General features: G+C 57.2%; 27 protein-coding genes and 1 other annotated feature. Of the genes, 25 read left to right on the forward strand and 2 right to left on the reverse strand.

The window, feature by feature from the left end; all coding sequences use genetic code 11:
• Position 1 precedes the first annotated feature (1 nt).
• Positions 2-508, forward strand: a complete 507-nt coding sequence (gene rplQ / locus II896_01575; protein MBQ4443335.1) for a 50S ribosomal protein L17 — start codon at positions 2-4, stop codon at positions 506-508.
• Positions 509-726: 218 nt separating this feature from the next.
• The gene (locus II896_01580; protein MBQ4443336.1) at positions 727-3,996 is read left to right on the forward strand and encodes a hypothetical protein; all 3,270 of its coding nucleotides are present in this window, start codon (positions 727-729) and stop codon (positions 3,994-3,996) included.
• Between the two features lie 198 nt (positions 3,997-4,194).
• On the opposite strand, the gene II896_01585 is transcribed toward II896_01580, so the two are convergent.
• A complete protein-coding gene (locus II896_01585; protein MBQ4443337.1) occupies positions 4,195-4,356 on the reverse strand; it encodes a hypothetical protein in 162 nt (53 codons plus the stop codon).
• A 306-nt stretch (positions 4,357-4,662) separates the two neighbouring features.
• Between II896_01585 and II896_01590 the strand changes: the two genes are divergently transcribed.
• The 5 genes from II896_01590 to rlmH are packed head-to-tail and all read left to right on the forward strand — an operon-like array spanning position 4,663 to position 9,307.
• The gene (locus tag II896_01590; protein MBQ4443338.1) at positions 4,663-6,045 is read left to right on the forward strand and encodes a glycine--tRNA ligase; all 1,383 of its coding nucleotides are present in this window, start codon (positions 4,663-4,665) and stop codon (positions 6,043-6,045) included.
• Between the two features lies 1 nt (position 6,046).
• Positions 6,047-6,829 (forward strand): MBL fold metallo-hydrolase, encoded by a 783-nt coding sequence (locus tag II896_01595; GenBank protein ID MBQ4443339.1) that lies wholly within the window; start codon positions 6,047-6,049, stop codon positions 6,827-6,829.
• Positions 6,826-7,809, forward strand: coding sequence for a CPBP family intramembrane metalloprotease (locus II896_01600; protein MBQ4443340.1), 984 nt, complete (start codon positions 6,826-6,828; stop codon positions 7,807-7,809). Before II896_01595 ends, II896_01600 begins: the two co-directional genes overlap by 4 nt.
• On the forward strand, positions 7,770-8,843 hold the full coding sequence (locus tag II896_01605; protein MBQ4443341.1) for a CPBP family intramembrane metalloprotease: 1,074 nt from the start codon (positions 7,770-7,772) through the stop codon (positions 8,841-8,843). The genes II896_01600 and II896_01605 overlap by 40 nt, the downstream gene beginning before the upstream one ends.
• A complete protein-coding gene (rlmH, locus tag II896_01610) occupies positions 8,840-9,307 on the forward strand; it encodes a 23S rRNA (pseudouridine(1915)-N(3))-methyltransferase RlmH (protein ID MBQ4443342.1) in 468 nt (155 codons plus the stop codon). Before II896_01605 ends, rlmH begins: the two co-directional genes overlap by 4 nt.
• Here the strand turns inward: rlmH and II896_01615 are convergent.
• Positions 9,298-9,996 carry a hypothetical protein gene (locus II896_01615; GenBank protein ID MBQ4443343.1) on the reverse strand — a complete coding sequence of 233 codons (699 nt, stop codon included), beginning with the start codon at positions 9,994-9,996 and terminating at the stop codon, positions 9,298-9,300. The two genes, rlmH and II896_01615, sit on opposite strands and share 10 nt — an antisense overlap.
• Before the next feature lie 125 nt (positions 9,997-10,121).
• Between II896_01615 and II896_01620 the strand changes: the two genes are divergently transcribed.
• The 18 genes from II896_01620 (at position 10,122) to II896_01705 (ending at position 24,394) form a co-directional block, all read left to right on the forward strand.
• Positions 10,122-11,654, forward strand: coding sequence for a hypothetical protein (locus tag II896_01620; GenBank protein ID MBQ4443344.1), 1,533 nt, complete (start codon positions 10,122-10,124; stop codon positions 11,652-11,654).
• 108 nt (positions 11,655-11,762) lie between these two features.
• The gene (locus II896_01625) at positions 11,763-12,026 is read left to right on the forward strand and encodes a hypothetical protein (protein MBQ4443345.1); all 264 of its coding nucleotides are present in this window, start codon (positions 11,763-11,765) and stop codon (positions 12,024-12,026) included.
• 77 nt (positions 12,027-12,103) lie between these two features.
• The gene (gene tmk / locus II896_01630) at positions 12,104-12,715 is read left to right on the forward strand and encodes a dTMP kinase (protein ID MBQ4443346.1); all 612 of its coding nucleotides are present in this window, start codon (positions 12,104-12,106) and stop codon (positions 12,713-12,715) included.
• A 37-nt stretch (positions 12,716-12,752) separates the two neighbouring features.
• Entirely contained in the window at positions 12,753-13,979 is a 1,227-nt protein-coding gene (locus II896_01635) for a hypothetical protein (protein MBQ4443347.1), read from the forward strand.
• A gap of 180 nt (positions 13,980-14,159) precedes the next feature.
• Positions 14,160-14,324, forward strand: a complete 165-nt coding sequence (gene rpmG, locus II896_01640; protein MBQ4443348.1) for a 50S ribosomal protein L33 — start codon at positions 14,160-14,162, stop codon at positions 14,322-14,324.
• Between the two features lie 12 nt (positions 14,325-14,336).
• Entirely contained in the window at positions 14,337-14,597 is a 261-nt protein-coding gene (gene secE, locus II896_01645) for a preprotein translocase subunit SecE (protein MBQ4443349.1), read from the forward strand.
• A gap of 9 nt (positions 14,598-14,606) precedes the next feature.
• Complete coding sequence (gene nusG, locus II896_01650) at positions 14,607-15,143, forward strand: transcription termination/antitermination factor NusG (protein ID MBQ4443350.1); 537 nt, start codon at positions 14,607-14,609, stop codon at positions 15,141-15,143.
• A gap of 94 nt (positions 15,144-15,237) precedes the next feature.
• Positions 15,238-15,663 (forward strand): 50S ribosomal protein L11, encoded by a 426-nt coding sequence (gene rplK / locus II896_01655; GenBank protein MBQ4443351.1) that lies wholly within the window; start codon positions 15,238-15,240, stop codon positions 15,661-15,663.
• 11 nt (positions 15,664-15,674) lie between these two features.
• A complete protein-coding gene (gene rplA, locus II896_01660; GenBank protein ID MBQ4443352.1) occupies positions 15,675-16,361 on the forward strand; it encodes a 50S ribosomal protein L1 in 687 nt (228 codons plus the stop codon).
• A gap of 33 nt (positions 16,362-16,394) precedes the next feature.
• Positions 16,395-16,529, forward strand: a sequence feature (ribosomal protein L10 leader region).
• A gap of 38 nt (positions 16,530-16,567) precedes the next feature.
• Entirely contained in the window at positions 16,568-17,107 is a 540-nt protein-coding gene (locus tag II896_01665; protein MBQ4443353.1) for a 50S ribosomal protein L10, read from the forward strand.
• 59 nt (positions 17,108-17,166) lie between these two features.
• Entirely contained in the window at positions 17,167-17,547 is a 381-nt protein-coding gene (gene rplL / locus II896_01670; GenBank protein MBQ4443354.1) for a 50S ribosomal protein L7/L12, read from the forward strand.
• Positions 17,548-17,710: 163 nt separating this feature from the next.
• On the forward strand, positions 17,711-18,967 hold the full coding sequence (locus tag II896_01675; GenBank protein ID MBQ4443355.1) for a hypothetical protein: 1,257 nt from the start codon (positions 17,711-17,713) through the stop codon (positions 18,965-18,967).
• Positions 18,968-19,030: 63 nt separating this feature from the next.
• Positions 19,031-19,936: a RimK family alpha-L-glutamate ligase gene (locus II896_01680; protein ID MBQ4443356.1), complete on the forward strand. Its 906-nt coding sequence runs from the start codon at positions 19,031-19,033 to the stop codon at positions 19,934-19,936.
• A 409-nt stretch (positions 19,937-20,345) separates the two neighbouring features.
• Positions 20,346-20,954 (forward strand): hypothetical protein, encoded by a 609-nt coding sequence (locus II896_01685; protein MBQ4443357.1) that lies wholly within the window; start codon positions 20,346-20,348, stop codon positions 20,952-20,954.
• A complete protein-coding gene (locus II896_01690; GenBank protein ID MBQ4443358.1) occupies positions 20,929-21,462 on the forward strand; it encodes a spore maturation protein in 534 nt (177 codons plus the stop codon). The genes II896_01685 and II896_01690 overlap by 26 nt, the downstream gene beginning before the upstream one ends.
• 130 nt (positions 21,463-21,592) lie before the next feature.
• Positions 21,593-22,150, forward strand: coding sequence for a hypothetical protein (locus II896_01695; protein ID MBQ4443359.1), 558 nt, complete (start codon positions 21,593-21,595; stop codon positions 22,148-22,150).
• A 1-nt stretch (position 22,151) separates the two neighbouring features.
• The gene (locus II896_01700; protein ID MBQ4443360.1) at positions 22,152-23,075 is read left to right on the forward strand and encodes a DUF1624 domain-containing protein; all 924 of its coding nucleotides are present in this window, start codon (positions 22,152-22,154) and stop codon (positions 23,073-23,075) included.
• Between the two features lie 11 nt (positions 23,076-23,086).
• On the forward strand, positions 23,087-24,394 hold the full coding sequence (locus II896_01705) for an NAD(P)/FAD-dependent oxidoreductase (GenBank protein MBQ4443361.1): 1,308 nt from the start codon (positions 23,087-23,089) through the stop codon (positions 24,392-24,394).
• The last annotated feature ends 21 nt before the right edge of the window (positions 24,395-24,415 follow it).

Here is a 24,415-nt window from a genome sequence, read left to right on the forward strand (position 1 = left end):
AATGGCAAGAAAATTAGGTAAACCTACAGATCAAAGAATGGCTATGCTCAAAGGTCAGGTCACCGACCTTCTGTGGTATGGCAAAATCGAAACGACCGCCCCCCGCGGCAAGGACGTTCAGCGCATGGCCGAAAAGTTGTTGACCTTGGCGATCAACACCTATCGTGACACCGTGGAAGTCACCAAGACCGTCAAGAATGCCAAAGGCGAGTTGGTCGAGCAGAAGTTCGTCAACGACGGCGTCAAGAAATTGGCCGCCCGCCGCAAATTGATGGCGGAACTCTACGACGTGCAAGAGCGCAAAGAGTACGACGAGTCCAAGACCGCCTACAAGGCGCGTATCCGCGACATCAAGCACCCCTTGATCGAAAAGATCTTCAACGTGTACGCCAAGAAATACGACGCACGCAACCAAGAGAGCGGTCAAGCCGGCGGTTATACCCGCATCCTTCGTTTGGGCAACCGTCGCGGCGACGACGCGGAAGTCGTCATCGTCGAATTGGTCTAATCGACCGTAAGACAACCAAAAGGCGTTGGGAATGCCCTTCCCGACGCCTTTTTTCGTGTCCGAACGCTGCGTCGATTCGATATCGCACGGGCGGCATGGCGGCGCTACAGCGGTTTCCTTTCCCAAAGGGAAATTGTAAAATGCGTATTGACAAACGGGCCGAAATGGCGTACAATGAAAATGGCACGGTATCGTGCAATCTTTAAGGAGGATAGTTTATGAAGAAAATACTCATAACCATTATTGCCGTGTTGCTGGTAGTCGTAATGAGCGTTACGTTGTTTGCCTGTAAAGACAAGAACAATCAAAACAACAATCAGCAGACCACCGACGACGACAACACGGGTAAAAAGCCCACGAACGGCGACAAAACGCCCGCTACGACCGGCAAGGCATTGACGGTAGAGGAGTTGGGCGACAGAGAGGCGGACGTCAACCTGTTGCTCATCTATGCCGACCAATACCTGACCAACGAGGCCATCGAGTCGGCGGACAATACCACCGGTCTCCAAGCGGCTTTGCAGGCACAGGCCGACCGCATGAAGGGCGACATCAAAAAGGTTACCGCCAAATTGGAAGCCGACGGTGCCTATAGCCTGACCTTCACTTTCAACAACAAGGACACCTACAGCTATCATGCCGAGGGTGAATTGGTGGCGCGCGCCGCCGAGCCCGGCGTCTATGCCGGCTACGAAATGGGTACGGGCACGGCCGCTTTCGAGTCTTCGTTGGCCGAAGTGTACAACGCATTCTTGCGTACCGTGAAGAAGGCCCTCGAGGAAGGCGAAGCGTTCGGCAACGACTATAAAGAGTCCGCTATCAATGGCGAGAAGACTCGTACCGGTTATACCTTCGGCGGTAGCGTAGAGGGTGCTTTCACCTTCAACTACGGCGTTGGTGAAAACCAAATCGGCCCCATGAGCTACGGTCTCAAAGTGTACGGCACGTTGGGCTATTTGGCCGAGGATACCGAGGTGGCCATCGAGGTCATCGACGAGTTGGCCGATGATATCTTGGTGGGCTTGTACTACAAAGACGCCACCTTGTTCCTGAGCCTCAACTTCGGTGAGTATGAGCAGAAAGTGTACCTCGACAACGCCGATATCAACGCCATCGTGGGCGCCATCCTCGGCGACGTCTTCGCCGACGAGTGCGAGCATGCCTACGAGGACGGCTACTGCACCAAGTGCGGCAAGGTCCAACCCGAAGAGGCCGAGGGCGAGCCCTTCTATATGCACGCGCCCAATTATACCAAGATTTCGGCGGCGTTGACCGATTTGACCAACGGCAACTCCATGGTCGGTACGATCGTCAGGATCGTCGATCCTTTGTTGACCAGCCGTTCCACCGCCATCACGGGCGGCACCCGCTATCAATATCAAATCGACCTGGACGCCTTGTTCAAGAACTTGTTGGGTAACCCCGTGATCGGCCCCATCTTTGCCGGCGCGGCCAACCCCATCATCGAGTCCATCTTCCCCAACCTCGACTTGGATAGCTTCCAAGGCATCGGCGGTGCGTTGACGTTGAGCTTCGACGTGATGGGCACCAAAAACGCCACCTTGGGCGGCGTGCAAGTCGCCTACAACGTAGCGCAAAAGGACTTCCGCTGGAACAAGAACGACGACGAGAAGAAGTTGTACGGTCCCGTCAACGCGGCCATCACCATTAGCGACTTTGCCATCGACAACGAGATCGGCGTGGAAGCCGCCAAGGTCAACAAGAGCAAGTACACTTACTTCAGCCCGATGAACGGCGAGATCACGGCGGATATCACCTATACGGATAAGGTTGACGCCGAGTCCGAACTCAACGGCGACTACAAGTTGATCGCTCGTGCCGAGTTCAATCCCTTCACCCTGTTCGCCGGTGACGAAACCCGCGACGGTGCGGCCGAGATCATCCTCAACAAAGCGAACGGTGACGCTTTCGCTCACGTGTATATCCACGACTTCACCTGCGTGGAGGGCGCGTGGGACAGCACCGTGACCGTCTATTACGACGGCACCTACTACGAGACCAAAGCCAGCCAGTCCGACTTCTTCCGGAAGACCTTTGCGGAGTTCATTCTGCCTTTGGTTGCGCGTGACACCGACAGCAATCTGGCTCCCATCAGCGACTATGTGTGGGAACTCATCGATCAATTCCACAAGGATTACACCGCTGACGACCTCGCCGCGGACGTTGCTGCCGCTAAGGAGGAAATCAATAAACTCGCGGTGACTAAGCACGCTTACAACGTCACCAAAGACGACAAGGGCAACGAGGTCAAAGAAGACCTGGGCGTGATGTCTTCCAGCACGTGGTTGGACGCCATTAAGGCCAACGCCATCGCCGACATCGACGCCGCCGTCGCCGAGGTTGCGGATACCGACGAGGCCCGCAAAGCCGCCAAGAAAGAAGTTGACAAGATCGTCAAAGAAGCCAAGAGCGACTACAACGCGCAACTCAAGTTGGAAGGCAAGAACGACTCTCTCTTCGAGGGCTTCAACCTCATCGCGTTGGTCAGCAACGCCAAAGATCTGCTCGGTCTGTTCGTTACCGACGGTCAACCCACCGACGCCAAAGTGTTCGATTACAAACTCGACCTGAACGATCTGCAACTCCACGCCGACCTCGACTACAAGGTCTACAACAAGGTCATCAAGGTGTTGCAAGCGGCCATTCCCAAACTCGAAGAGTTTGATAGTGACGCCGCCACCGTCAAGGTGGAGATGAACACCAAGGGCTACGAAGGCAAACTGTGGGTCAACGTCGAATATAAGGGTTACGTCGTAGACGTCACCATCGACATCAAGGATTGCATCGAGACCGTCGAAAGCGAGGAGGGATTCTCCTGGAAGTTGGCGTCCACTTGCGATATGTCCGCCGACATCGCCATCACCACGCCCGAGACCAAGTACTTCTACGCCGTGACCGCTGCGTTTGAGAATTGGGATAAAGACGGCGGCAAGATCACCGTCATCTTCAAAGAGAGCGACGGCGAGAGAGTCACCGCGGCCAACGACGAATTCGTCAAGATGGTCATTACGCAAGACTGGAACAGAGAGGAGTACGTCGGCTTCGACGTCGAATTGACCTTGCGTTCGCGCAATCCCGAGACCGGCGCCCTTAACGAAGCGCACGTCTACAACATCTCCGGCAAGCACGAAGAGGGTATGTACGTCCTCGACATCGACGAGTGCGGCATCACCTTGGGCATCGGCAACTTCGCGGGCGGCATCGACAAGCGCAACACCTTGTCCTTCGGTATCCCCGCGCCCTGGTGCAACTTCTCCTTCCGCTTCGGCGGCGCGATGAGCGACGCGCAATTCGACGTCACCAACCTCAAGATCGCCAAGTGGGGCACCGATGACGTGGAGATCGAGGGCATCGACACCACGGGTAAAGAGGTCGTCCGCAATACGGTCGACGTCAAAGCCATGGACAACGCTTTGTACGACGTGGTGGTTGACCTCTGCGAGGGCTTCTTCTACGACCTCAAGTAAGCAAACGACAACGAGCGATCGAGCGCATTGCTTGGTCGCCAACACAACGAAAAGCGAGGGCATTCGGATCTTCCGAACGCCCTCATTCTTTTTTACGCGCCGCGTTGCCAAGCGCGGCGATTGCCGCGGATAGCGTATCGCGCCGCGTTGCGGCATAATACGGGGGAGGTCGGCGTTTGCCAAACCTCCCCCGGTTGATTATTTGCCGCAGCCGCAGTTGTGGCCGAACATTTTGGGCCCGTTGTTGCATCCGCCGCAGCACTCCAAAATGAGCAGCAGGGGCAGAATGTCGCAGAGATTGTTGCCGCAGCAACAAACGAGCAAAATGATCCACAGATAGTTGTCGCCGAAATTCATCATAATATGTACCTCCCAATACTTATGTACGACGGGTTTTCCCCGTTTCTACTACAGCCTATGCCGAGGACTTGTCGGTGGTGACAATAATCCAACGTCGCGGGGAGAAATATCGCTAACGCAAGGAGAAATCCGCTCGCGGTTCGAGCGGATTTCACCCAAGGCTATGCCTTGGATTTCTCCCAACGAAGTTGGATTTCATCCCAAAGTGTCGCCTTGGATTTCTCCTTCCAACGTATATATCGCGTTTGCTTGACAAACGGACGGGGCCTGGTCTATTATGGTTGTATCATAGATACAAGAGGATTGATTATGTCGAAAAAATGTTTGACTATGGACAAATTGGTATCGCATTGCAAGACCGTCGGCTTCGTATATCCCGGCTCGGATATTTACGGCGGTTTGGCCAACACCTGGGACTACGGCCCTTTGGGCGTGGAGCTCAAAAACAACGTCAAGCGCTCCTGGTGGAAGCGTTTTGTGCAGGAGAGCGCCAACAGTTACGGCGTGGACGCCGCCATCCTGATGAACAGCAGGGTGTGGGACGCTTCGGGGCACACGGCTTCCTTCTCGGATCCCAAGATGGACTGCAAGGAGTGCAAAACGCGCTATAGAGCGGACAACCTCATCGAGGAGCACAGCAAGGGCGCGGTCAATCCCGACCTCATGACCAACGAGGAGATGGAGGCCTATATCGAGGAGCATCACATCAACTGCCCCCGTTGCGGCAAGCACAACTGGACGCCCATTCGCCAATTCAATATGATGTTTTCCACTTCCCGCGGCGTGACCGACGAGGGCCAGGACCTCATCTATTTGCGTCCCGAGACCGCGCAGGGCGAGTTCGTCAACTTCCTCAACGTACAGCGCACCACCCGCGCCAAAGTGCCTTTCGGCATCGCGCAGATCGGCAAGTCTTTCCGCAACGAGATCACTCCCGGCAACTTCATCTTCCGCACCATCGAATTCGAGCAGATGGAGCATCAATGGTTCTGCCACGCCGCCGACAGCGAGAAGTACTACAACGAGTACAAGCAAAAGGCGTGGGACTATTTGGTCGATCTCGGCTTCGACCCCGCCGAGCTTCGTTTCAAAGACCACGACAAGCTGGCGCACTATGCGGCGGCCGCTTGCGACATTCAATATCTCTTCCCCATCGGTTGGAGCGAGTTGAACGGCGTACACAACCGCACGGACTACGACCTCTCCCGCCACCAGGAGTACAGCGGCAAGAGTATGCAATACCTCGATCCTGCCACGGGCGAGCGCTTTATCCCCAGCGTAGTGGAGTACAGTATCGGTTGCGACCGTTTGCTGTTGGCCGCGCTTTGCGCCGCCTACGACGAGGAGCAGTTGGAGGGCGGCGATACCCGCGTCGTCATGCACTTCCATCCCTACCTCGCGCCCTACAAAGTGGCCGTGCTGCCCTTGCAGAAGAATTTGGGCGACAAAGCGCGCGAGGTGTACAATATGCTCACCAAGCACTTTATGTGCACCTACGACGAGGCGGGCTCCATCGGCAAGCGCTATCGTCGTCAGGACCAAATCGGCACGCCCATGTGCGTCACGATAGATTTCGACACCTTGGAACAAGACACCGTCACCGTGCGTGACCGCGACACTATGGAACAAATTCGTTTGCCTATCGGCGAATTGACGGCCTATGTCGCCGGCAAGGTGGAGTTCAACTGAGATGAGTGCCAAGGTCTGTGTGTTAGCAAGCGGTAGCAAAGGGAATTGCACCTACGTTTCGGACGGTGTTACCCACATCCTTATCGACGCGGGGCTTTCTTGTCGTCGTACCGAGCAGGCGTTGTCCGCCCTCGGCGTCGGCCTTGCCGACATCAACGCCATACTGATCACGCACGAACACATCGACCACACGTATGGCTTGGTCGCCATCGAGCGCAAATTTCATACGCCCGTATTGGCCAATCGTCCCACCGCGTACAGCGTGGACATCAAGCTCACCACCGGCATTTCGCATTTTTGCAAGGACCACTTCGACACGGGCTTTCAATGCGGCACCATCGGCGTGACGCCGTTCCGCATTATGCACGACGCCGTGTGCCCCGTGGGGTACGCCCTCACGGTGGGCGGCCATCGCGTCGCCTACGTCACCGACTTGGGCGAAGTGACCGACGGCGTAAGGCAAAACGTGTTGGGCAGCGAGTTGGTCATATTGGAGTCCAATCACGACCTCGAAATGCTGGCCACCGGCTCCTATCCCCCCGACTTGCAAGCGCGCATTCGCGGCAAGAACGGGCATCTCAGCAACGACCAAAGCGCCGAGTTCGTCAAAGAATTGGTCGCGTCGGGCGTCAAATACGTCGTTTTGGCGCATTTGAGCGAGGAGAACAACACGCCCTCGTTGGCGCTCAAAACCTCGCAGTCCGCGTTCGGCACCACGGGCGCCGCGGGCGTCAAGTGGATCGTCGCTTCGCAATCGGCTCCCACCGAGGTCATCGAGTTATGAAACCCATCACCGGACAATCCTTCCGTCCCGTTACGGCGGGCATTGTCTTTTGCGTGGTGGTGGGCGCGGTTTTATTGCTATCCGTCGTATTCAGCGCGGCTTTACCTAAGGACGTTATGCAATGGTGTTATGCCTTCGTGGCGCCCTTTTTGTATATCGTGGCCGTGTTCGTGGGCGGTCGTGCGGACGGCACGGACGTGCCCGCGGCCATGGGACTCAAGCGTGCGCCCAAGCCGTGGCAGGCCTTGCTGACGGTGGCGTTGGCCTTCGTCTGCGTCCTGGCGTTTTTGCCCTTGGCCGAGGGGGTGCAATGGGTGTTTGCCCGTATGGGCTACCACGCCACGCCCGACTACGCCGACTATTCTTCCTCGTGGGATCGCATGGTCTTGGGGTTGTTCGGCTTGGCGCTACTGCCTGCCTTGGGAGAGGAAATGCTGTGTCGCGGTATGATGTTCGGCGCCATGAAAGAGAAGGGCACTTTCTACGCCGTGTTCATGTCCGCCTTGCTGTTCGCCTTGTGGCACGGTAGCCCCATTCAGTTGGTGCACCAGTTTTTGATAGGCGTGGTGATGGCCGTTCTCGTGCATTTTACGCGCACGGTCTGGACCTCGGTCATTTTCCATTTTTGCAACAACGCCATCGTCATTTTGCACGAATTTGCGTATATTCAAGGGGGTTGGACGTATACGATACCTTGGTGGGTCTATCTTATCATGGCCGCGGTGGGCATTCCCGCCGTGTGCCTATTGCTGTGGCTCTTCGTCCGTCGGACGGTCAAGAGTGTCGAGCGAGAGAGAGGCGCGTTGTCTTTCTCGGACGAGCACCCCACCGCGAGCGAGCGCGTTCGTCGCGCGTTCGACGTATACGGGGAATATACGACCTATGTCAAAGGGCAGAATATGATAGCCGTCTACGCCGCGTTCGGCGTGGTGGCGATCTTGTGGATTATCGGTACGGTATCGGGGTGGATTGCGTCATGACAAGCGTCAGAGGAAAATTGCTCATCGTCTATTTTTGCAGTATGCTGGCTTTGTCCATACTGAATATTTGCGTGTCCGCCATTCCGTTGCGCCTTTCGGACAACGATACCGAGTTGCTGTTCACGCTCGTCAGCCAAATGGTCTGTATGGGCGTCATTCCCGTGGCGGGCACGTTGCTGGTCAAGCGCCGCAACGAGGGCGAGACCGCGTTCGCCTACGGCGAGCGCCTTTTGCGTAATTGGCGCTATCACTTGCCCACTTCGCCCAAGGCGTGGCTGGTCGTGTTGCCTTTGGCGCTGTCGTTCTACTTCACCACCCAACTGTTGGCGCGGTTCAACGCCTTGGCGTTGACCTTGGCGCAGTACACCTTCCCCGTGGGCGGCGTCACCGTCTACGGCGGCATGGGCGATCTGGTCAAGTGGATCGCGTTGGGCGCATTGTTACCCGCCGTATTCGAGGAATTGACGCACAGAGGGTTGCTCATCGACGCGTTCCAAGACAGGGGCAACGAGATAGAAACGGTCGTGCTGTCGGGGCTGTTGTTCGGCGCCATGCACACCAATATCCTGCAATTTTTCTACGCGTTCGTGGGCGGTATGGTATTCGCATTCCTCGCTATCAAGACCAACAGTATCTATCCCGCCATGCTCTTGCATTTCTGCAACAACGCCTTTTCGCATATAGAGGCCTACGCCGACCAGCACCCCACGGGCGCGTTTCGTTGGATAGCCGTCGTCAACGATTTCTTCACGAGCAATACCTACGCCATACTGTTGGCCGCTTTGTTGTTGGTGGCCAATCTCGTGCTGTCGATATGGCTGTTGTCCGCCTTGCAAAAGGTGGCGGGCAAGCCCGAGGGCTTGCGCGAAAAGTGGTTGTTCCGCACCAAAAAGAGCACGCAGTTCGCCCTTAGTCTGGACGCCTACCGCCCCTACGGCAAGGCGACCTTGGCCGACAACCTGTTTTTGGTGGTCACCTTGGTCATGACCTTGTCCATGACCGCGTTCACCTACGTGTGGGGGGTGCTCAGATGAACGTCTACGTCGTTTGCGTGGGCAAACTCAAAGAGCCATACCTGCGGGACGCCGTCGCCGAGTACGCCAAGCGCCTCGGCCGCTTCTGCCGATTGGAAGTGGTGGAGTTGGCCGAAAGCAAGAATACGTCTACGGCCCCCAAAGACGTAGAACGCGCCGTAGAGGAGGAGGGCGAGCGCATTTTGGCCGCGCTCAAAGGCACCGTGATCGCGTTGGACTTGGAGGGCAAAGAAGTGACCAGCGAGGAGTTGGCCCGCATCGTCAAAACGTCCGTGGACAAAGGGGAGTCGCTCACCTTCGTCATAGGCGGTTCGGACGGCTTGTCCGAGGCTGTCAAACGGCGCGCCGACTGCGCCGTGCGGTTCGGGCGCATCACCTTGCCGCACCGACTGTGCCGCGTGGTGCTGGTCGAGCAGATATACCGCGCGTTTTGCATCAATGCGGGCGTGCGCTATCACAAATAGCCCAAGAGCCTGCGCATACTCGCCCACGCCGCTCCTTCTTCGGGAGCAAGGCGCACGCCGTCTGCAAAGAACACCTCTTCCGCTTGCAATATCGTTCGGATATATTGCGCCAATTCCGCCTTCAGGCGGATTTTTTGTTGGGGCGTACCCACCTTGAACGCCTCGCGGTAATCGAGCCGCTTGCGCCCCAATAGGGGAGATGGCAGATCCCCCAACGCCAAGGCCGCCCCCGCAGGCGTGTACAAGCGCAGTTCCTCGTCCACGTATACCCCTTGACGGTGCACGGCCAGATAGGCCGCCACGCCCGCCGCCTCGGTCGTGACGTGCGCCGTGAGCGGCAACGCCTTTTCGTCCGTCGCCGCCACGACGGACAGGGGGTAGACGTCGGGCAATTCCGCCGCATACACGATTTCGGTTTCGCCCGTCAGGTACAGCGCGCACACCGCCCATTCGTCGCCCGTTCTTGCCGCGCCGTACACGGGGCGACGGGTGGGACGTATAGCGGCATGCGGCTTGCCGCCTTGGGGCACGACGCGCTCGTCCACCGTTAGCCAGCCCTCTCGCGCCAGGTCTTTGACGGCACGCAGGACGGTGCTCATACTGAGACCGCTGTGTTGCTTGATACACAGCTTGGTGCAGGGGTAGTGGCGCAGTACGGTGCGCAATACGCAGGCGGTATTTTCGTCCATATCCCCATTCTACCCCCGCCGCTCGGGCAAAAAAGCGCCGCGATGGGCGAAAGCCCGAGAAATATGCCGAAATGATGGGGTATAAATGATGGTCTGCAACTAAAAATATATGATATAATACGGCTATGGAAACGGTTACGAATCTCACGCTCGATTTAGAGGTCACCTCTGCCGACGTATTGGCCGCCGCTTGCCGCCGCCTCGGCTGGCGGACAAACGTCGTGCGCACCTTCGTGGTGCTGCGGCGTAGTTTGGACGCCCGCCGCAAACCCGCGAAATGGGTGTATTCGGTCGGTTTGTCGCGGTCGGTGGAGCAAGTGCCCCGTTACGTTCCGCCCAAGGCATCGCCTTTGCCCCTTCCGCCCGTCGTGGTGGGGTTCGGCCCTGCGGGTATGCTGTGCGCGTTGTCTTTGGCCGAGTCGGGGCTTCGTCCCATCGTGCTGGAGCGCGGTCTATCGGTGGACGAACGCACCCGCAAGGTGCGTGATTTTTGGGAGAACGGCCGCTTGGACGCGTCGTGCAACGTGCAGTTCGGCGAGGGCGGCGCGGGCGCTTTTTCGGACGGAAAACTCAATACGGGTACGGGCAATCGCGAGATGCAGCGCTACGTGCTCGAGACCTTCGTGCGCTTCGGTGCGCCCGAGGATATCCTCGTGGACGCCAAACCCCACGTGGGCACGGACAAGTTGGCGTTGGTGGTCAAGGGCATACGCGAACGCATCGTCGCCTTGGGCGGCGAGGTGCGTTTCGGCGAACGCGTGACCGACGTTCTGCCCGTAGCGGGCGGGGTGCGGCTGGTCACCGACAAGGGCGCGTACGATACCGCGCACGCCGTATTGGCCATCGGTCACAGCGCCCGCGATACCTACCGTATGATGGAGGCAAGGGGCTACCGTATGGAGAGCAAGGCCTTTGCGGTGGGCGTGCGCGTGGAGCATTTGCAGGCGGATATTTCGCGGGCATTGTACGGCGCGGATTATCGCAATCCGCTGTTGCCACCCGCCGATTACAAGTTGGTGGCGCACACCGCAATGGGCGGCGTGTACACCTTTTGTATGTGCCCCGGCGGCTACGTCGTGGCGTCCTCGTCCGAGGAGGGCACCGTAGTCACCAACGGTATGAGTTACGCGGCGCGGGACGGCGTCAACGCCAACGCCGCCGTGTTGGTGGGCGTCACGCCCGCCATGCTCGGCGAGGATTTGTGGGCGGGCACGCGCCTGCAGGAAGAGATGGAACGCACCGCCTATCGCTTGGGCGGCGGCGGATACAAAGCCCCAGTGCAGTTGTGGGGCGATTTTGCAAAAGGCCGTGCGTCGCACGCCTTCGGCAGGGTGCAACCCACCTATCGTCCGGGCGTCGAATTTGCCCGATTGGACGAGACCCTGCCCTTCGACTTTGCGCCCGCCATGCGCCTTGCGTTCGAGTCGTTCGGGCACAAGATCAAGGGGTACGACGCCGAGGACGCCCTGCTTACGGGCTTCGAGACCCGTTCGTCCGCGCCCGTGCGCATTTTGCGCGAGGACGCCTTCACCGCCGTCGGCAATCCCTGCGTGTATCCCTGCGGCGAGGGGTGCGGCTATGCGGGCGGCATTATGTCCGCGGCGACGGATGGGCTCAAAGTGGCCGAGCGTATCGCTTTGGCCGCGAATGGTCGATAAATTCGCGCGTTTGTTCGCGGTTTCGGCCGCGACGGATACGGCTTGACAAAGCCCCGAGGGGCGTATATAATAAACGGGTTCCCGAAGGGAACGAAAAGGGGGAATCGTATGAAATTGTGGGCCAAAATCATCAAGGGAGACAAATTGCTTGCCAACCTCGTCGTGCGCAATCGCGCGCCGCTCGAACAAGAGGCGTACGAGTCGTTTTTGAGCGAGATTTGCACCCAGCTGGACCTCTCCACGCCCGTCACGTTGACCACGCACTTCAATCACCTCAAACGGTTCAATATCGTGGAATACAAGCCGCGCGATTTCATCGAGCCGGTTTCTTTCACCAAATTCACCTTGGAAAACGTGGATTACGAGGATTAACGGCGCCGCCGAGCGAAAATATTGAAAATAGGCATTGCACAACGCATAGTATTATGGTAAAATAGTAAAGAGGCTTCATGGAAAAAGGCAAATTGATCGTTTTGGAAGGAATAGACGGCAGCGGCAAGTCCAGCCACGTGGCGTTGCTCGCCGAACGGCTCGACAAAGAGGGCTACAAGGCGGCGCGCACGGCGGAGCCTACGGACGGCGCCATCGGCACGTTGCTTCGGCGCTACCTCAAAGGGGAGCTTGCGGCGTCCGAGCGCACCATCGCCGCGCTGTTTTTGGCGGATAGGCTGGACCATATCCAAAAGGCGGGCGGCCTATTGGATATGGTCCGCGAGGGCTACGTCGTGGTGTGCGATCGCTATCTCTACAGTTCCATCGCCTACAACTGCGCCTCCGAAGGCGTGGACTGGGTGTCCGACGTCAACCGAGCGGCGCACGATTTGCTCAAGCCCGACCTGGTGGTCTATCTCAACCTGCCCCTCGCCGTGATGGAGCAACGGCTTCAACACCGCAATTTCAAGGAAATCTACGAGACCGTCGCCTACCAGCGCAAGGTGCTCGAACGCTACGAGGAAGCCTTCTCGGTGTGGGCGGACGACGTCGTGGTCAAAGTGGACTGCAATCGCCCCAAGGCCGACGTGGCCGAGGACGTATGGCGGGCGGTTCGCTCGATATTGTAACAAACCGTTCAAACGGTAAAATATAGGAGGAAATATAATGGCGAAGAAGAAAAAAGCCCTTGTCGATTTGTCCGGCGAAATGGACGAGTTGAACACGTTCCTTTCTTCAAATGCTTTCGAAAACGAGGCGTGTAAAGCGGCTGCCGCAGACGTGTCGGCTTCCGTGCCCACCTATGACGGTCCCGATGCCGCCGACGAAGCATCGGCGGTTGTCGACGCGGACGTGCCCGATTTGGATATCCCCGTAGAGGAGACGCCGCAAGACGTGCCCGAAGCGGTCGAGGAAACGCCCGTACCAGAAGCGGTCGAGGAAGCGGTGGAAGAAGCATACGGAGAGGAAGCGTACGACCCCGATTCGGCGGTAGAGGAACTTCCGTTGGAAGACGTCGTGGCGGAGCCCGAGGCGGAGACGTCCTCGGAGGAAGCCCCCGTGGAAGACGTGCCTGCGGTAGAGGAAGTCGCGTACGAAGTCCCCGCGGCAGAGGAAGTCGAGGTGGACTCGGCAGAAGAGGCCGTCGAAACGGCGGCGGAAGCGGTCGGCGTAACGACCGAAGAAAGCGTTGAGGTAAAAACCATGAAAGAAACAGCAAGCGCCGTTGCCGAAGCGCCCGCCCCCACCGTAGCGGTGGCTGCGGCCGCACCCATCGTGCAACCCGATTATAACACGCGTTTGATGCGCAAGGAAAAAGACGGCTATGCCGGCACCTTCCGCTTGGCGGACGGGGAGCAGGTGGTGTCTATGTACCGCGCGCTCCAAGGCAAAGGCCTTGGCGGCAGGGTGTATCTCACCAATCGCCGATTCTTGGTGGAGGCGTCCCTCCACACCGAGTTGCCCATCACCAAAGTAGCGGGCATCTCCACCGGCAAGTTCTCGCACGTGCGCGTAATCAAATTGATTTTGAGCATTTTGTTTATGGCCGTTTGCGCGGGCGTGTTCGTGGCCTTTATGCTGCCGCAATTCTTGGCCGACTGGTCCGTCTTCGAGGATATGGCTTGGCTCAAATACGTCTTCTTCGGCTTGGGCGGCGTGCTGGGCTTCGCGGGATTTTTGATGTTCTGCACCAGCTTCTCCCGTCGTTTCGTGCTGTCCATCTTCACCGAGGGCGTGGAGCAAGGCTTCTCCATTCGCTCGGGCGTGGCCAAGGACGACGTGAGCGTCTATCAACCCATTGCCTTCGGCAATCCCGGCAAGGACTATCGCCGTTTCCGCTCGGAAGTGGGTGCGAGATTGGCCGAAATCCGCGCTTCGTTGGGTTTGAAATAGGATTTTTACCACAAGATATTGACGGCGCACGGTCGTCAAGTGGGGCAAAAACCCATATAAACGGGTAAAAAAGTAAAAAATTACAACAAAATAGCGCAAAATCGTTGACACCTCTCTGCAAGAATGCTATAGTAGATTAGCACCTCGCAAAGGGGTGTAATTTTTTCAAGGAGTTTGATTATGGCAGCGAAAGAGGCTCGTACTCGTATTACGTTGGCTTGCAGCGAGTGCAAACAACGCAATTACAATACCAAAAAGAACAAGAAGAATTCTCCCGATCGTTTGGAGTTCAACAAATATTGTCCTTTCTGCAGGAAGCACACCTTGCACAAAGAAGCAAAGTAAACGGAGGAATCTATGGCAAAGAACACCAATGCCAAATCGGACAAGAACGCCAAGAAAGACAACAAGTTCGTGGCTTTCTTCAAGCGCATCGGCTCCGGTTGCAAGGGCATCATTTCCGAATTGAAAAAGGTTTCCTGGCCCACTTTCGGCAAGGTAATGGCGCAGACCGGCGTCGTGTTGGTCGTCGTGCTGTTTTTCTTGGTGGTCATCGGTGCATTCGATGCGGGGCTTACCGCTTTGTTCAAATTGTTGACGGGCGGTCAAAGCGCCTAAGGAGCGTGTATGGACCCTACTAAAGTCGATGACAAAGTGTGTTGGTACATCATCCACACCAGCGCTTCGAGTGAGTTGAGCGTGCGCGACAACATCCTCAAGATGGTCGAGAACAACGGTTTGCAAGACCAGATTTTCGACGTCAAAGTGCTTGAGGAAGAGGAAGTCGTGGAGACCAACGGCAAGCGCAAAGTGGTGATGAAGAAGCGGTTCCCCACCTATGCCTTCATCAAGATGATTTACTCCCCCCACGTGTATTACAAGGTCACCAAGATCCGCGGCGTCACGGGTTTCGTGGGCGCGGGCGGTTATCCCGAGGCCTTGACGGACGCCGAAGTGCGCCGCATGGGCTTGGAGAAGGTCAAAGCGGAAGACTTGGGCATCAACGTCGGGGATCAAATCAAGATCATCAACGGTGCGTTCGAGGGCTACCATGGCGAAGTGAGCAAGATCGACGCCGAAGCGGGCGTCGTCGAGGTCGTTTTGCCTCTGTTCGGCAAGCCCACGCCCATCAAGCTGGAGTTCAACCAGGTAGAGCGCGCCTAATATCGTTATATACGGCGGATTCCGCCGTTTGGGAGAAAAGTAAATCTTTCTATGCTTTTCGTTCGTACCATTATTTGCAAATAGGAGGTAGACTATGGCAAAGAAAATCAGTGCAATCGTCAAATTACAACTGCCGGCCGGCAAAGCAACCCCGGGTCCCCCCGTCGGTAGCACCCTTGGCCCCCACGGCATCAACATTCCCGGCTTCGTCAAAGAGTTCAACGAGAAGACCGCGAAGAACGTGGGTTTGGTGATCCCCGTCGTGATGACCATCTACGCCGACCGTAGCTTCAGCTTCGTCTTGAAGACGCCCCCCGCCCCCGTGCTCATCCTCAAAGCGTGCGGCATCGAGAAGGGTAGTGCGGTGCCCAACAAGACCAAGGTGGCCAATATCACCAAAGCGCAAGTGGAAGAAATCGCCAAAATGAAAATGCCCGATCTCAACGCAGGTAGCTTGGAAGCCGCGTGCAGCATGATCGCAGGTACCGCCCGTTCGATGGGCATCGTCGTCGTAGACTAAGGAGGAGCCGTATGAAAGTTAGCAAGAGATTTAAGGAAGCTTCCGCCAAAGTAGAAAACGGCAAAGTGTACGACTACGCCGAGGCCATTCGTTTGGCCGTCGAGGCCGCCAGCGCCAAGTTCGACGAGTCCTTGGAGTTGCACGTTCGTTTGGGCGTCGACCCCCGTCACGCCGACCAACAAGTCCGTGGCGTGTGCGTGTTGCCCAACGGTACCGGTAAAAAGGTGCGCGTGTTGGTGTTCGCCAAAGGCGTCAAGGCCGACGAGGCCCAAGCCGCCGGTGCCGACTACGTCGGTGCGGAAGAACTCATCACCAAGATCCAAAAAGAGAATTGGTTCGATTTCGACGCCTGTATCACCACGCCCGACATGATGGGTTTGGTCGGTCGTATCGCTCGTTTGCTCGGCCCCAAAGGCTTGATGCCCAACCCCAAGAGCGGCACGGTCACCCAAGACGTCACCAAGGCTATCCACGATATCAAGGCCGGTAAAGTCGAGTATCGTTTGGACAAGGCCGCCATCATTCACGTGCCCTTCGGCAAAGTGAGTTTCGGCGCGGACAAACTCATCGAGAACTTCGAGACCATTATGGACGCCATCGTCAAGGCGAAACCCGCAGCGGCCAAAGGTACCTACCTCAAGTCCATCGCGGTTGCCTCCACTATGGGCCCCGGCATCAAAGTTTCTTACGCCAAGTAACAAAAAACAGTTGACACCCGAGGTGTTTGCTGTTACAATAGCATCGTTCATACAAAGACAGTAAGCGGCCCTTGGCCTCAAAATTCGCTTACCGAGGTGAATGTTAATTCTATTACGTTCTTACTATCCTCTTGTCTTTGTGTGGGCAAGAGGATATTTATTATCACCACGGCTTCGGCTCGTGGTATCAAAATAGGAGGTAAATCATGGCATCGAAAGCATCGGAATCCATTTTGAGCGCAAAGAGAGTCGTTATCGACGAGATCAAAGAGAAGATTCAAGGCGCCCAATCTCTCGTGCTGATGAGCTACCAAGGTTTGACCGCCGCCCAAGACACCGAACTGCGTGCCAAATTGCGCGAGGCCGGCGTGGAGTACAAAGTGTTGAAGAACCGTTTGGTTCGCATTGCGCTCAACGAATTAGGCTACACCGAGTTTGACAAAGATCTGGAAGGCCCCACCGCGGTTGCTTTCGGTCATCAAGACGCAGTCGCCCCTGCCAAGATTTTGTGCGAGTATTCGGCAAAATTCGGCAAGATCGCCGTCAAGAGCGGTATGGTGGACCACGTGGCCATCGACGCGAACGGAGTCAAAGAGCTGTCCGAACTTCCCTCGAAAGAAGTTTTGGTCGCAAAGGTACTCGGTATGCTGCAAGCCCCCATCACGGGCTTCGTGCGCGTACTCAACGGTACCATCGGAGGTTTGGCTATCGCCCTCAAGGCTATCGCCGACAAACAGGAAGCATAAACTTGGCAACTTCGGTTGCAACGCAACAAAATTTAAGAGAATAATTGGAGGATATAAAAATGGCTGACATCAACAAAATGATCGAAGAAATCAAAGGTATGACCGTGCTCGAGCTCAACAACCTCGTCAAAGCATTGGAAGAAGAATTCGGCGTTTCCGCCGCTGCCCCCGTGGCTGTCGCTGCTGCCCCCGCTGTCGGTGGTACCGCTGCTCCCGCCCAAGAAGAGAAGACCGAGTTCACCGTGGTCCTCAAGGCCGCTGGTCCCAACAAATTGCAAGTCGTCAAAACCGTGCGTGAAATCACCGGTTTGCCTCTCGGCGAAGCCAAAGCCTTGGTCGACAACGCGCCCAAAGACGTCAAAGAGAACATCGCCAAAGAAGAGGCCGACAAGATCGCCGAGCAACTCAAAGCCATCGGTGCCGAGATCGAGCTCAAGTAATTGGATTTATCTCAACAAAGAAGTGGGGTTTTTCCCCACTTTTTTGTTGCAGTCGGTCGTATAGACCGCAACGTCGCATTTTCGCGGAGGTTTTCCGTCTAAAAGCCTCCGAGATATTATGATAGCGTCGGGGGTTATCGCCCTTGTCACATTCGTTATTCTCATGGCGTCCATTCTTTTCTTGCCCACGATCAAGGTGGGCAAGGTGCGTTTGGGCACCTATTGGATGGTCGCTATGCTGGGCGCCGTCGTCCTGCTCTCGTGTCGTTTGGTGGACGCGGGGGACGTGTGGCGTATGCTTACCATGGAGGGAGACGTCAATCCGCTCAAGATTTTGGCGCTCTTTTTCGCTATGACGTTTTTGTCCGTGCTGTTGGACGAAGCGGGATTTTTCCGTTATTTGGCGGCGAAGGCCGTGCGCCTCGCCCGCGCCAATCAATTCGCGCTGTTTTCGTCCCTGTACGCGTTGGCGGCTGTCCTCACCGTGTTCACGTCCAACGACGTCGTCATTCTCACCCTGACGCCCTTTATTTGCTTCTTTTGCAAGAATACCGAGGCTGATCCCATTCCCTATCTCGTCGGCGAATTTGCCGCCGCCAACACTTGGTCGATGATGCTCGTCATCGGCAATCCCACCAACATCTATTTGGCCACCTCGTGGGGCGTGGGGTTCGTGGACTATTTCAAAGTGATGGCTTTGCCTACTTTGGCGGCGGGCGTGGTGCAAATGGGCCTGATACTCTTGCTGTTTTTGCCCAAACTCAAACGCCCGTTGACGATACACGTGGACGATTACCGCATCGACAGCAAGCCCGACCTCATCGTGGGGCTCGTGCACATGGTCGCGTGCTTGGTGATGCTGGTGGTGTCGGGCTACGTGCAGGTGCCCATGTGGCTCATCGCCGTATGCGCCGCAGGCTCCCTTCTCGTGTGCACGGTGATCATACGGCTCGTCACGCGCAGGGGCTGGCGTTCCCTCGGACGGACGCTCGTCCGCTTGCCTTGGCAACTCGTGCCCTTCGTCTTGTCCATGTTCGTCATCGTGGTGTGTCTGGATACCCAAGGCATCTCGGCGCGTATCACCGCCGTATTGGGCGAAAAAGCGCCCGTTTGGGCGTATGGCGGGGCGTCCTACCTTGCTGCCAACCTCATCAACAATATTCCTATGAGTATGCTGTTCGCGGGGTTGCCCAAGGCGCTTTCGGGCGCCGCCTTGCGCGAGGCCGTCTTCGCCTCTATCGTGGGTAGCAACGTGGGCGCATTCCTCACGCCCATCGGCGCGCTGGCGGGCATCATGTTCACCGATCTCACCCGCACGCACGACGTGCGATACGGCTTCCGCGAGTTCATTCGGTACGGACTGCTACTGTCGGTACCCACCATCGCCGTGGCGTTGGGCATTCTGTCTTTGCTCGTCTGACGGTTGAAATGGTAGGCCGAATGTGATATACTGTATATAACTTGTTATGCGACGGAGAGTGTTATGAAACGCGCGCTTATTCTCATCAACGCCTATATGCGGATAGACAGCTATCTCTACCAGACTCGCCGACTTCGGGAGGAGTTGGCGCTTTTGGGCGTCGAGGCGGACGTCGTGCCCAACGCCGTTTGTTCCGCCGTGCTATCCCGCGACGGGGCGGTCTGCGGCGCATCCTTCGCCGACTACGATTTTTGCATTTATCTTGACAAAGATAAGTATCTCTCTTACCTTTTGGAGAAGACGGGGCTTCGCCTGTTCAATTCGGCCAAGGCCGTCGAATTGTGCGACGACAAGATGACCACCGCCGTGGCGTTGGCGGGGGAGGGCGTTCCCATGCCGCGCACCGTGGCGGGATTGTTGTGTTTCGACGCGGCCGCCGAGATACCCCTTTCGCTGTACGAACGGGTGGAGCAAGAGCTCGGCTATCCTTTCGTATTCAAGACGAGTTACGGCTCGTTGGGCAAAGGCGTGTCGTTGGTGCACGACCGCGAGGAGTTCGCGGCGTTGGAGACCAAGTACAAATGCACGCCCCACCTCTACCAGGAGTTCGTGGCGGCGTCGAGCGGCAAAGACGTGCGCGTTTTGGTGATAGGCGGCGCGGTCGCCTGTGCGATGGAGCGCCGTTCGGCGGGGGATTTCCGCTCCAATCTGGAGTTGGGCGGTACCGCAAAACCCTATGACGTACCCCCTCGTTTGGCGACATTATGCGTCAAAATAGCGGACGCGTTGGGGCTTGACTACTGCGGTATCGACCTGCTCGAGGACGGAGAGAAGTATCTTCTTTGCGAGGTCAATTCCAACGCTTTCTTCGGCGGAATGGAGCGCACGACGGGCGTCAACGTCGCCCGAGCCTACGCCGAGTATATTTGCCGCACGGTCTACGGAGATATACCGCGACGCGGGGCGTAAAACGCACGCGTACGCGTAGGCGGCGCTTTGACTAACCCTGCGAAGCCTTTGGAAATCCGTCGTCGACGGGTTGCATAGTCTACGAAAAGGCAAACCTCCGTATAAAAGCGAAACGGCTGAGAAAGTTCTCAGCCGTTTTTTGATTATTTGCAGTTCTTTTTGCTGTCGCCGCAGTCGGTCGTACCGCAATCGGTCGCCGCGGACTTGGCGCACGACTTTTTGGTGCTTTTCGTCGTGCCTTTGGTGTTTTTGCCGTTACTTTTCGTGGTTTTCATCGCTATTCCTCCCTTTTTATTTGCGGCTTTGGCGCCGTATGCTATCAGTATGCGACGGTGCGGGCACGTTTTGCATACCATCTTTTGGCACGGCTCGTCCGCATATCCCGAGGGCGTGGCGCATACGACATAGTATGAACGTGGTGTTTGCGATACTTCTTATAGCGGGCGTGGTGCTCCTTGCCGTTTCTTCGCCTTCTTCGCTTCTCGGCGTTATGTTGGACGGCACGGCGGCAGCCGTGTCCCTGTCTCTCCGCTTGACGGGGGTGTACGCTTTGTGGATGGGCGTCTCCCAAATCGCCGAGGACAGCGGCGCGGATCGCTTTTTGGCCAAGTTGTACCGCCCCCTTCTGTCGCGTCTTTTCCGCGGGGAGAGCGAACGCACGCAGGCGCTCGTCGGGCTCAATCTCACGGCCAACTTCTTAGGGCTGGGCGCCGCCGCCACGCCCTTGGGCATCGCCGCCGTCGAAAGTATGTCCAAGGGAGAAGAGGTCGCCACCGACAATATGATCCTCTTCTTCATTCTCAACGTCACCGCCGTGCAACTGTTGCCCACCACCGTTATGGCCTTGTTGGTTTCGCACGGTGCAAAAGAGGCTTCTTCTATCGTCTTGCCGTCCTTGTTGTCTTCCGTGCTCACCGCCGCCTTCGGCGTAACGGCGGTCTTCCTTTGCCGCTTCGTGGCGCGCAAAATACCCCTACGTACACGCAAAAACCGTGCAAACCGCCTTCTTACCCGTTAATATCGCCGACTATATTTTGCCCGTCACGGTGTTGGTGGTGGCGGTGGTAGGCTTGTTCGCCAAAGTGCCCTTGTTCGACAGTTTCGTCAAGGGCGCGTCCAAGGCCCTACGGGTGGTGGCAGGCGTTTTTCCCTATCTTGCGGCGGTGTTCGTGGTCATTCACCTCTTTGCGGCTTCGGGATTGCAGGATAAACTGTGTCAATTCCTCACCCCCCTCTTCTCTTGGTTGGGCGTGCCCGCCGAATTGGCGCCACTGCTCTTGGTCAAGCCCCTGTCGGGCTCGGGCTCGTTGGCCGTCTTGGAGCAAGTCATCGTGGACTACGGCGCGGACAGCTACGTCGCCCGCACGGCCGCCGTCCTCACGGGGTGCAGCGAGACCGTCTTTTACGTGGCCGCCGTCTATTTCGGCACGGTCAAAAATAAACGCCTTCGCTACGGCTTGCCCGTCGCCCTCTTGTGCACGGTCTTCGGCGCGGTGGTTTCCGCTTGGATCTGCCGCGTGCTCTGACGGTCGTCGGAGCGAGGCAAGGCACGCTCGCGGATAAAGTAATAAAAATTTTTTCTTGTAAACCGCGCGATAATGTGCTACAATACTATATACGGGCACGCTGACGTGCCGAGTAGTTAAGGCGGCGTATATGGACAAGTCGAGTACAAGCAAATTTTTATTGGGCGTAGGCGCGGTGGTGGTGCTCAAAGTGGTCTTCACGGTCATTTGGCAACTCATCAAGGTTTTAGCCAACGCCATCGTGTACTTCGGGTTGTACGTGCCTTTCTTCTATTTCATTTTGGGCTCGGTCTTCGTGGGCTTGGGCGCGTTCAGTTTCGGCGTGGTCAGCATCAATATGATTTTGTTCTACGTGGGGCTTACCTTGTGTTTCGGCGTTTCGGTGTGCATTTTCGTGCGTTCGTACGGCAAGAAACCAGTGCGCACCGTGGTCGCGGGTTCGGCCGCCGCCATTCGTTCGGCCGCCGCTCGTCCCAACGCGCGCAAGAAAAAAACGCGCGTCATCGCCGACACCGCCGAGGAGTCCGCCGTGGCGTCCCGTCCCCTGCTTATCTATTACAGCCAGCAAAATCCCACGCATTTGGTGCACGAGTACGAGGATCATTTCGACGTCTATTTGGATGACAAGGTGCACCCCATCAGTTTTTTGTTCCGCAGGGAGAAACCCAAGGATATGACGGGAGTGTAGTATGACTGTTTGGTACGAGGGGATGCCCATTCCCGACAAGCGTCTGCTACCGCCTCAGCGTCGTCGCATTTGGGAACTGGATTTTTTGCGAGGTGTGTTCATTCTGTTGATGGTGATGGATCACACCTTTTTTGATATCGGCTACCCCTATATGTTCGGGGAGGCGTGGCTTGGTTCGGGCAACGCCGCCGCCGTCAAAATGGTGGAGTTTTGTCGGTTCTATTGGGATCACCCCGTCCGCGAGTGGGTACACGACATGGTGTTGTGGGGGTTCTTCCTCTTGTGCGGCATGAGCGTGGCTTTCAGCCGCAACAACTACGTACATAGCGCCAAAATAGGGCTTTGCGCCGTCATTCTCACCTGTGGCACGTTGTTGGCCGAGGCTTGGGGAGTGGGTACGGGCATCGCCATTCGGTTCGGCGTATTGCATATGCTCGCGGTGTGCTCTATGCTGGTGGCGTTGGTCTACGGCGTCGTGCGGCGGCATCGCTTGCTGCAAATATACGTCTTTTTCGGGTTGGGGCTGTTTTTCTACCTGTTCGGCGTGCTCTATCTCGACGCGCGCGCTTGGCCGGACGAGCCCGCGTGGCTTTGCGTCATCAGCGACGTGATGGGCAACGCCTACCTGTTTACCCCCGGCGATTGTTTCCCCGTCTTCGGCTATATGGAAGGGATGGTGGACTACTCGAAGTGGCTCGCCGTACCCTTTATCACGCGCGTATTTTGGGGCGCGGCGTTGGTGCCCTTGCTCTATCCCGTCAAGCGCACGCTGTTGCCGCGGCTCGACCGCGCTTGGCACCGCCCCATCAGTTTCGTCGGGCGGCATACTCTGTTCATCGTCATTGCGCATCAGGTGGTCATTCCCTTGGTGCTGGCCCTCGTCACGGGGTGGTTCGTCACCCCCGGTGACTACGGCATTTTCTAGGGAGGTATGGTATGAAAAAGATAGCGATAGCCGGCGCGGGCGTCGGCGGTATGGTGTGTGCGTACTATTTGGCCCAAAACGGCTACGACGTCACGGTGTACGAGAAGCGCAAGGCGACCGAGTTGGCGTACGAATGGCACGACGATATCGCTATAGAGTCGTTTGAGACGGTGGGGCTGGGTGTGCCCCCCGAGAATATCCGCTATCCCAAGCGCAACTGGACGTTCGTGCCCCCAATGTCGGACTTGCACGTCTACGGCGGTCTGACGGAGCCGACCGACGTTTCGGTGTCGCGGCGCGAATTTGCCGAATGGGTGATGCGCTTTGCCGTAGAGGCGGGTGCGCGTTTCGTGTTCGAGCAGCCCGTTGCGCTGTGGGTAGAGGGGGACGCCGTCAAAGGTCTTATCGTGGACGGCAAGCGAGAGGAGTACGCCTTGGTGGTGGACAACTGTGGCGTGGATAGCGCCCTTCGCGCGGCTTTGCCCGACTCGGCGGGCATTCAAAAGCATACCTTGCCCGACGAGGTATTTTGCGCCTATCGCGCCTTTTACAATCGCGTGGACGGCGTGGAAGTGGACGACCACGAGACCAATCGCGCCTACCTATTGCACGAGGGCGGCAAGGGCATCAGCTGGTGCATAGCCGATCCGCGCTCGGACGAGGTGGACGTGCTCATCGGTCGGCAGGGCGCGTTGGACGAGACCACGCTTGCCGAACTGCTGACCAAATTGCGTGAGGACAATCCCGTATTGGGCGACGAGTTGCTTTCGGGCGGCAAGGTGTGCCGCATTCCCATTCGACACCCCCTGTGGGTGATGGTGACGGACGGCTACGCCGCGTTGGGCGACAGCGCTTTTATGACCATTCCTTTGCTCGGCTCGGGTTTGGCGGCCTCTATGGCGGCGGGGCGCTTCCTCGCCGAGACCGTGGTGGAGCGCCAAAGCGTCGGCAAAGAGGCCTTGTGGCATTATCAAGTGCGCTACTATTTGCATTGCGGCGCCGAGCATTGCGGCGTGGACGTGATGAAGCGGTGGCTCCTCACGGCGAACCCCGCGGACGTCAGGTGGCTGTTTGAAAGCGGCGTGCTGTCCAACAAGAATATCAACGACGGCGCGGCGGGCAAAAATATCCGCCTGGGACTTGGCGAATTGCTGCAAAAGGCCGCAAAAGGGTATAGACGTATGGGGCTTTTGCTGAAATTATCGGGGTTGCTGTCCGACTGCAACAAGGCGGAGAAGATCGCGGGACAAATCCCCCGTGCCTACGACGAAACGCGCATAAAAGAGTGGCGGACGAAACTCGACAAGATCTTCGAATAGCCCTCCGAGCGACTTTTACTT

Source organism: Clostridia bacterium, from assembly GCA_017394805.1.
Classification (GTDB): Bacteria; Bacillota; Clostridia; order Christensenellales; family CAG-1252; genus RUG14300.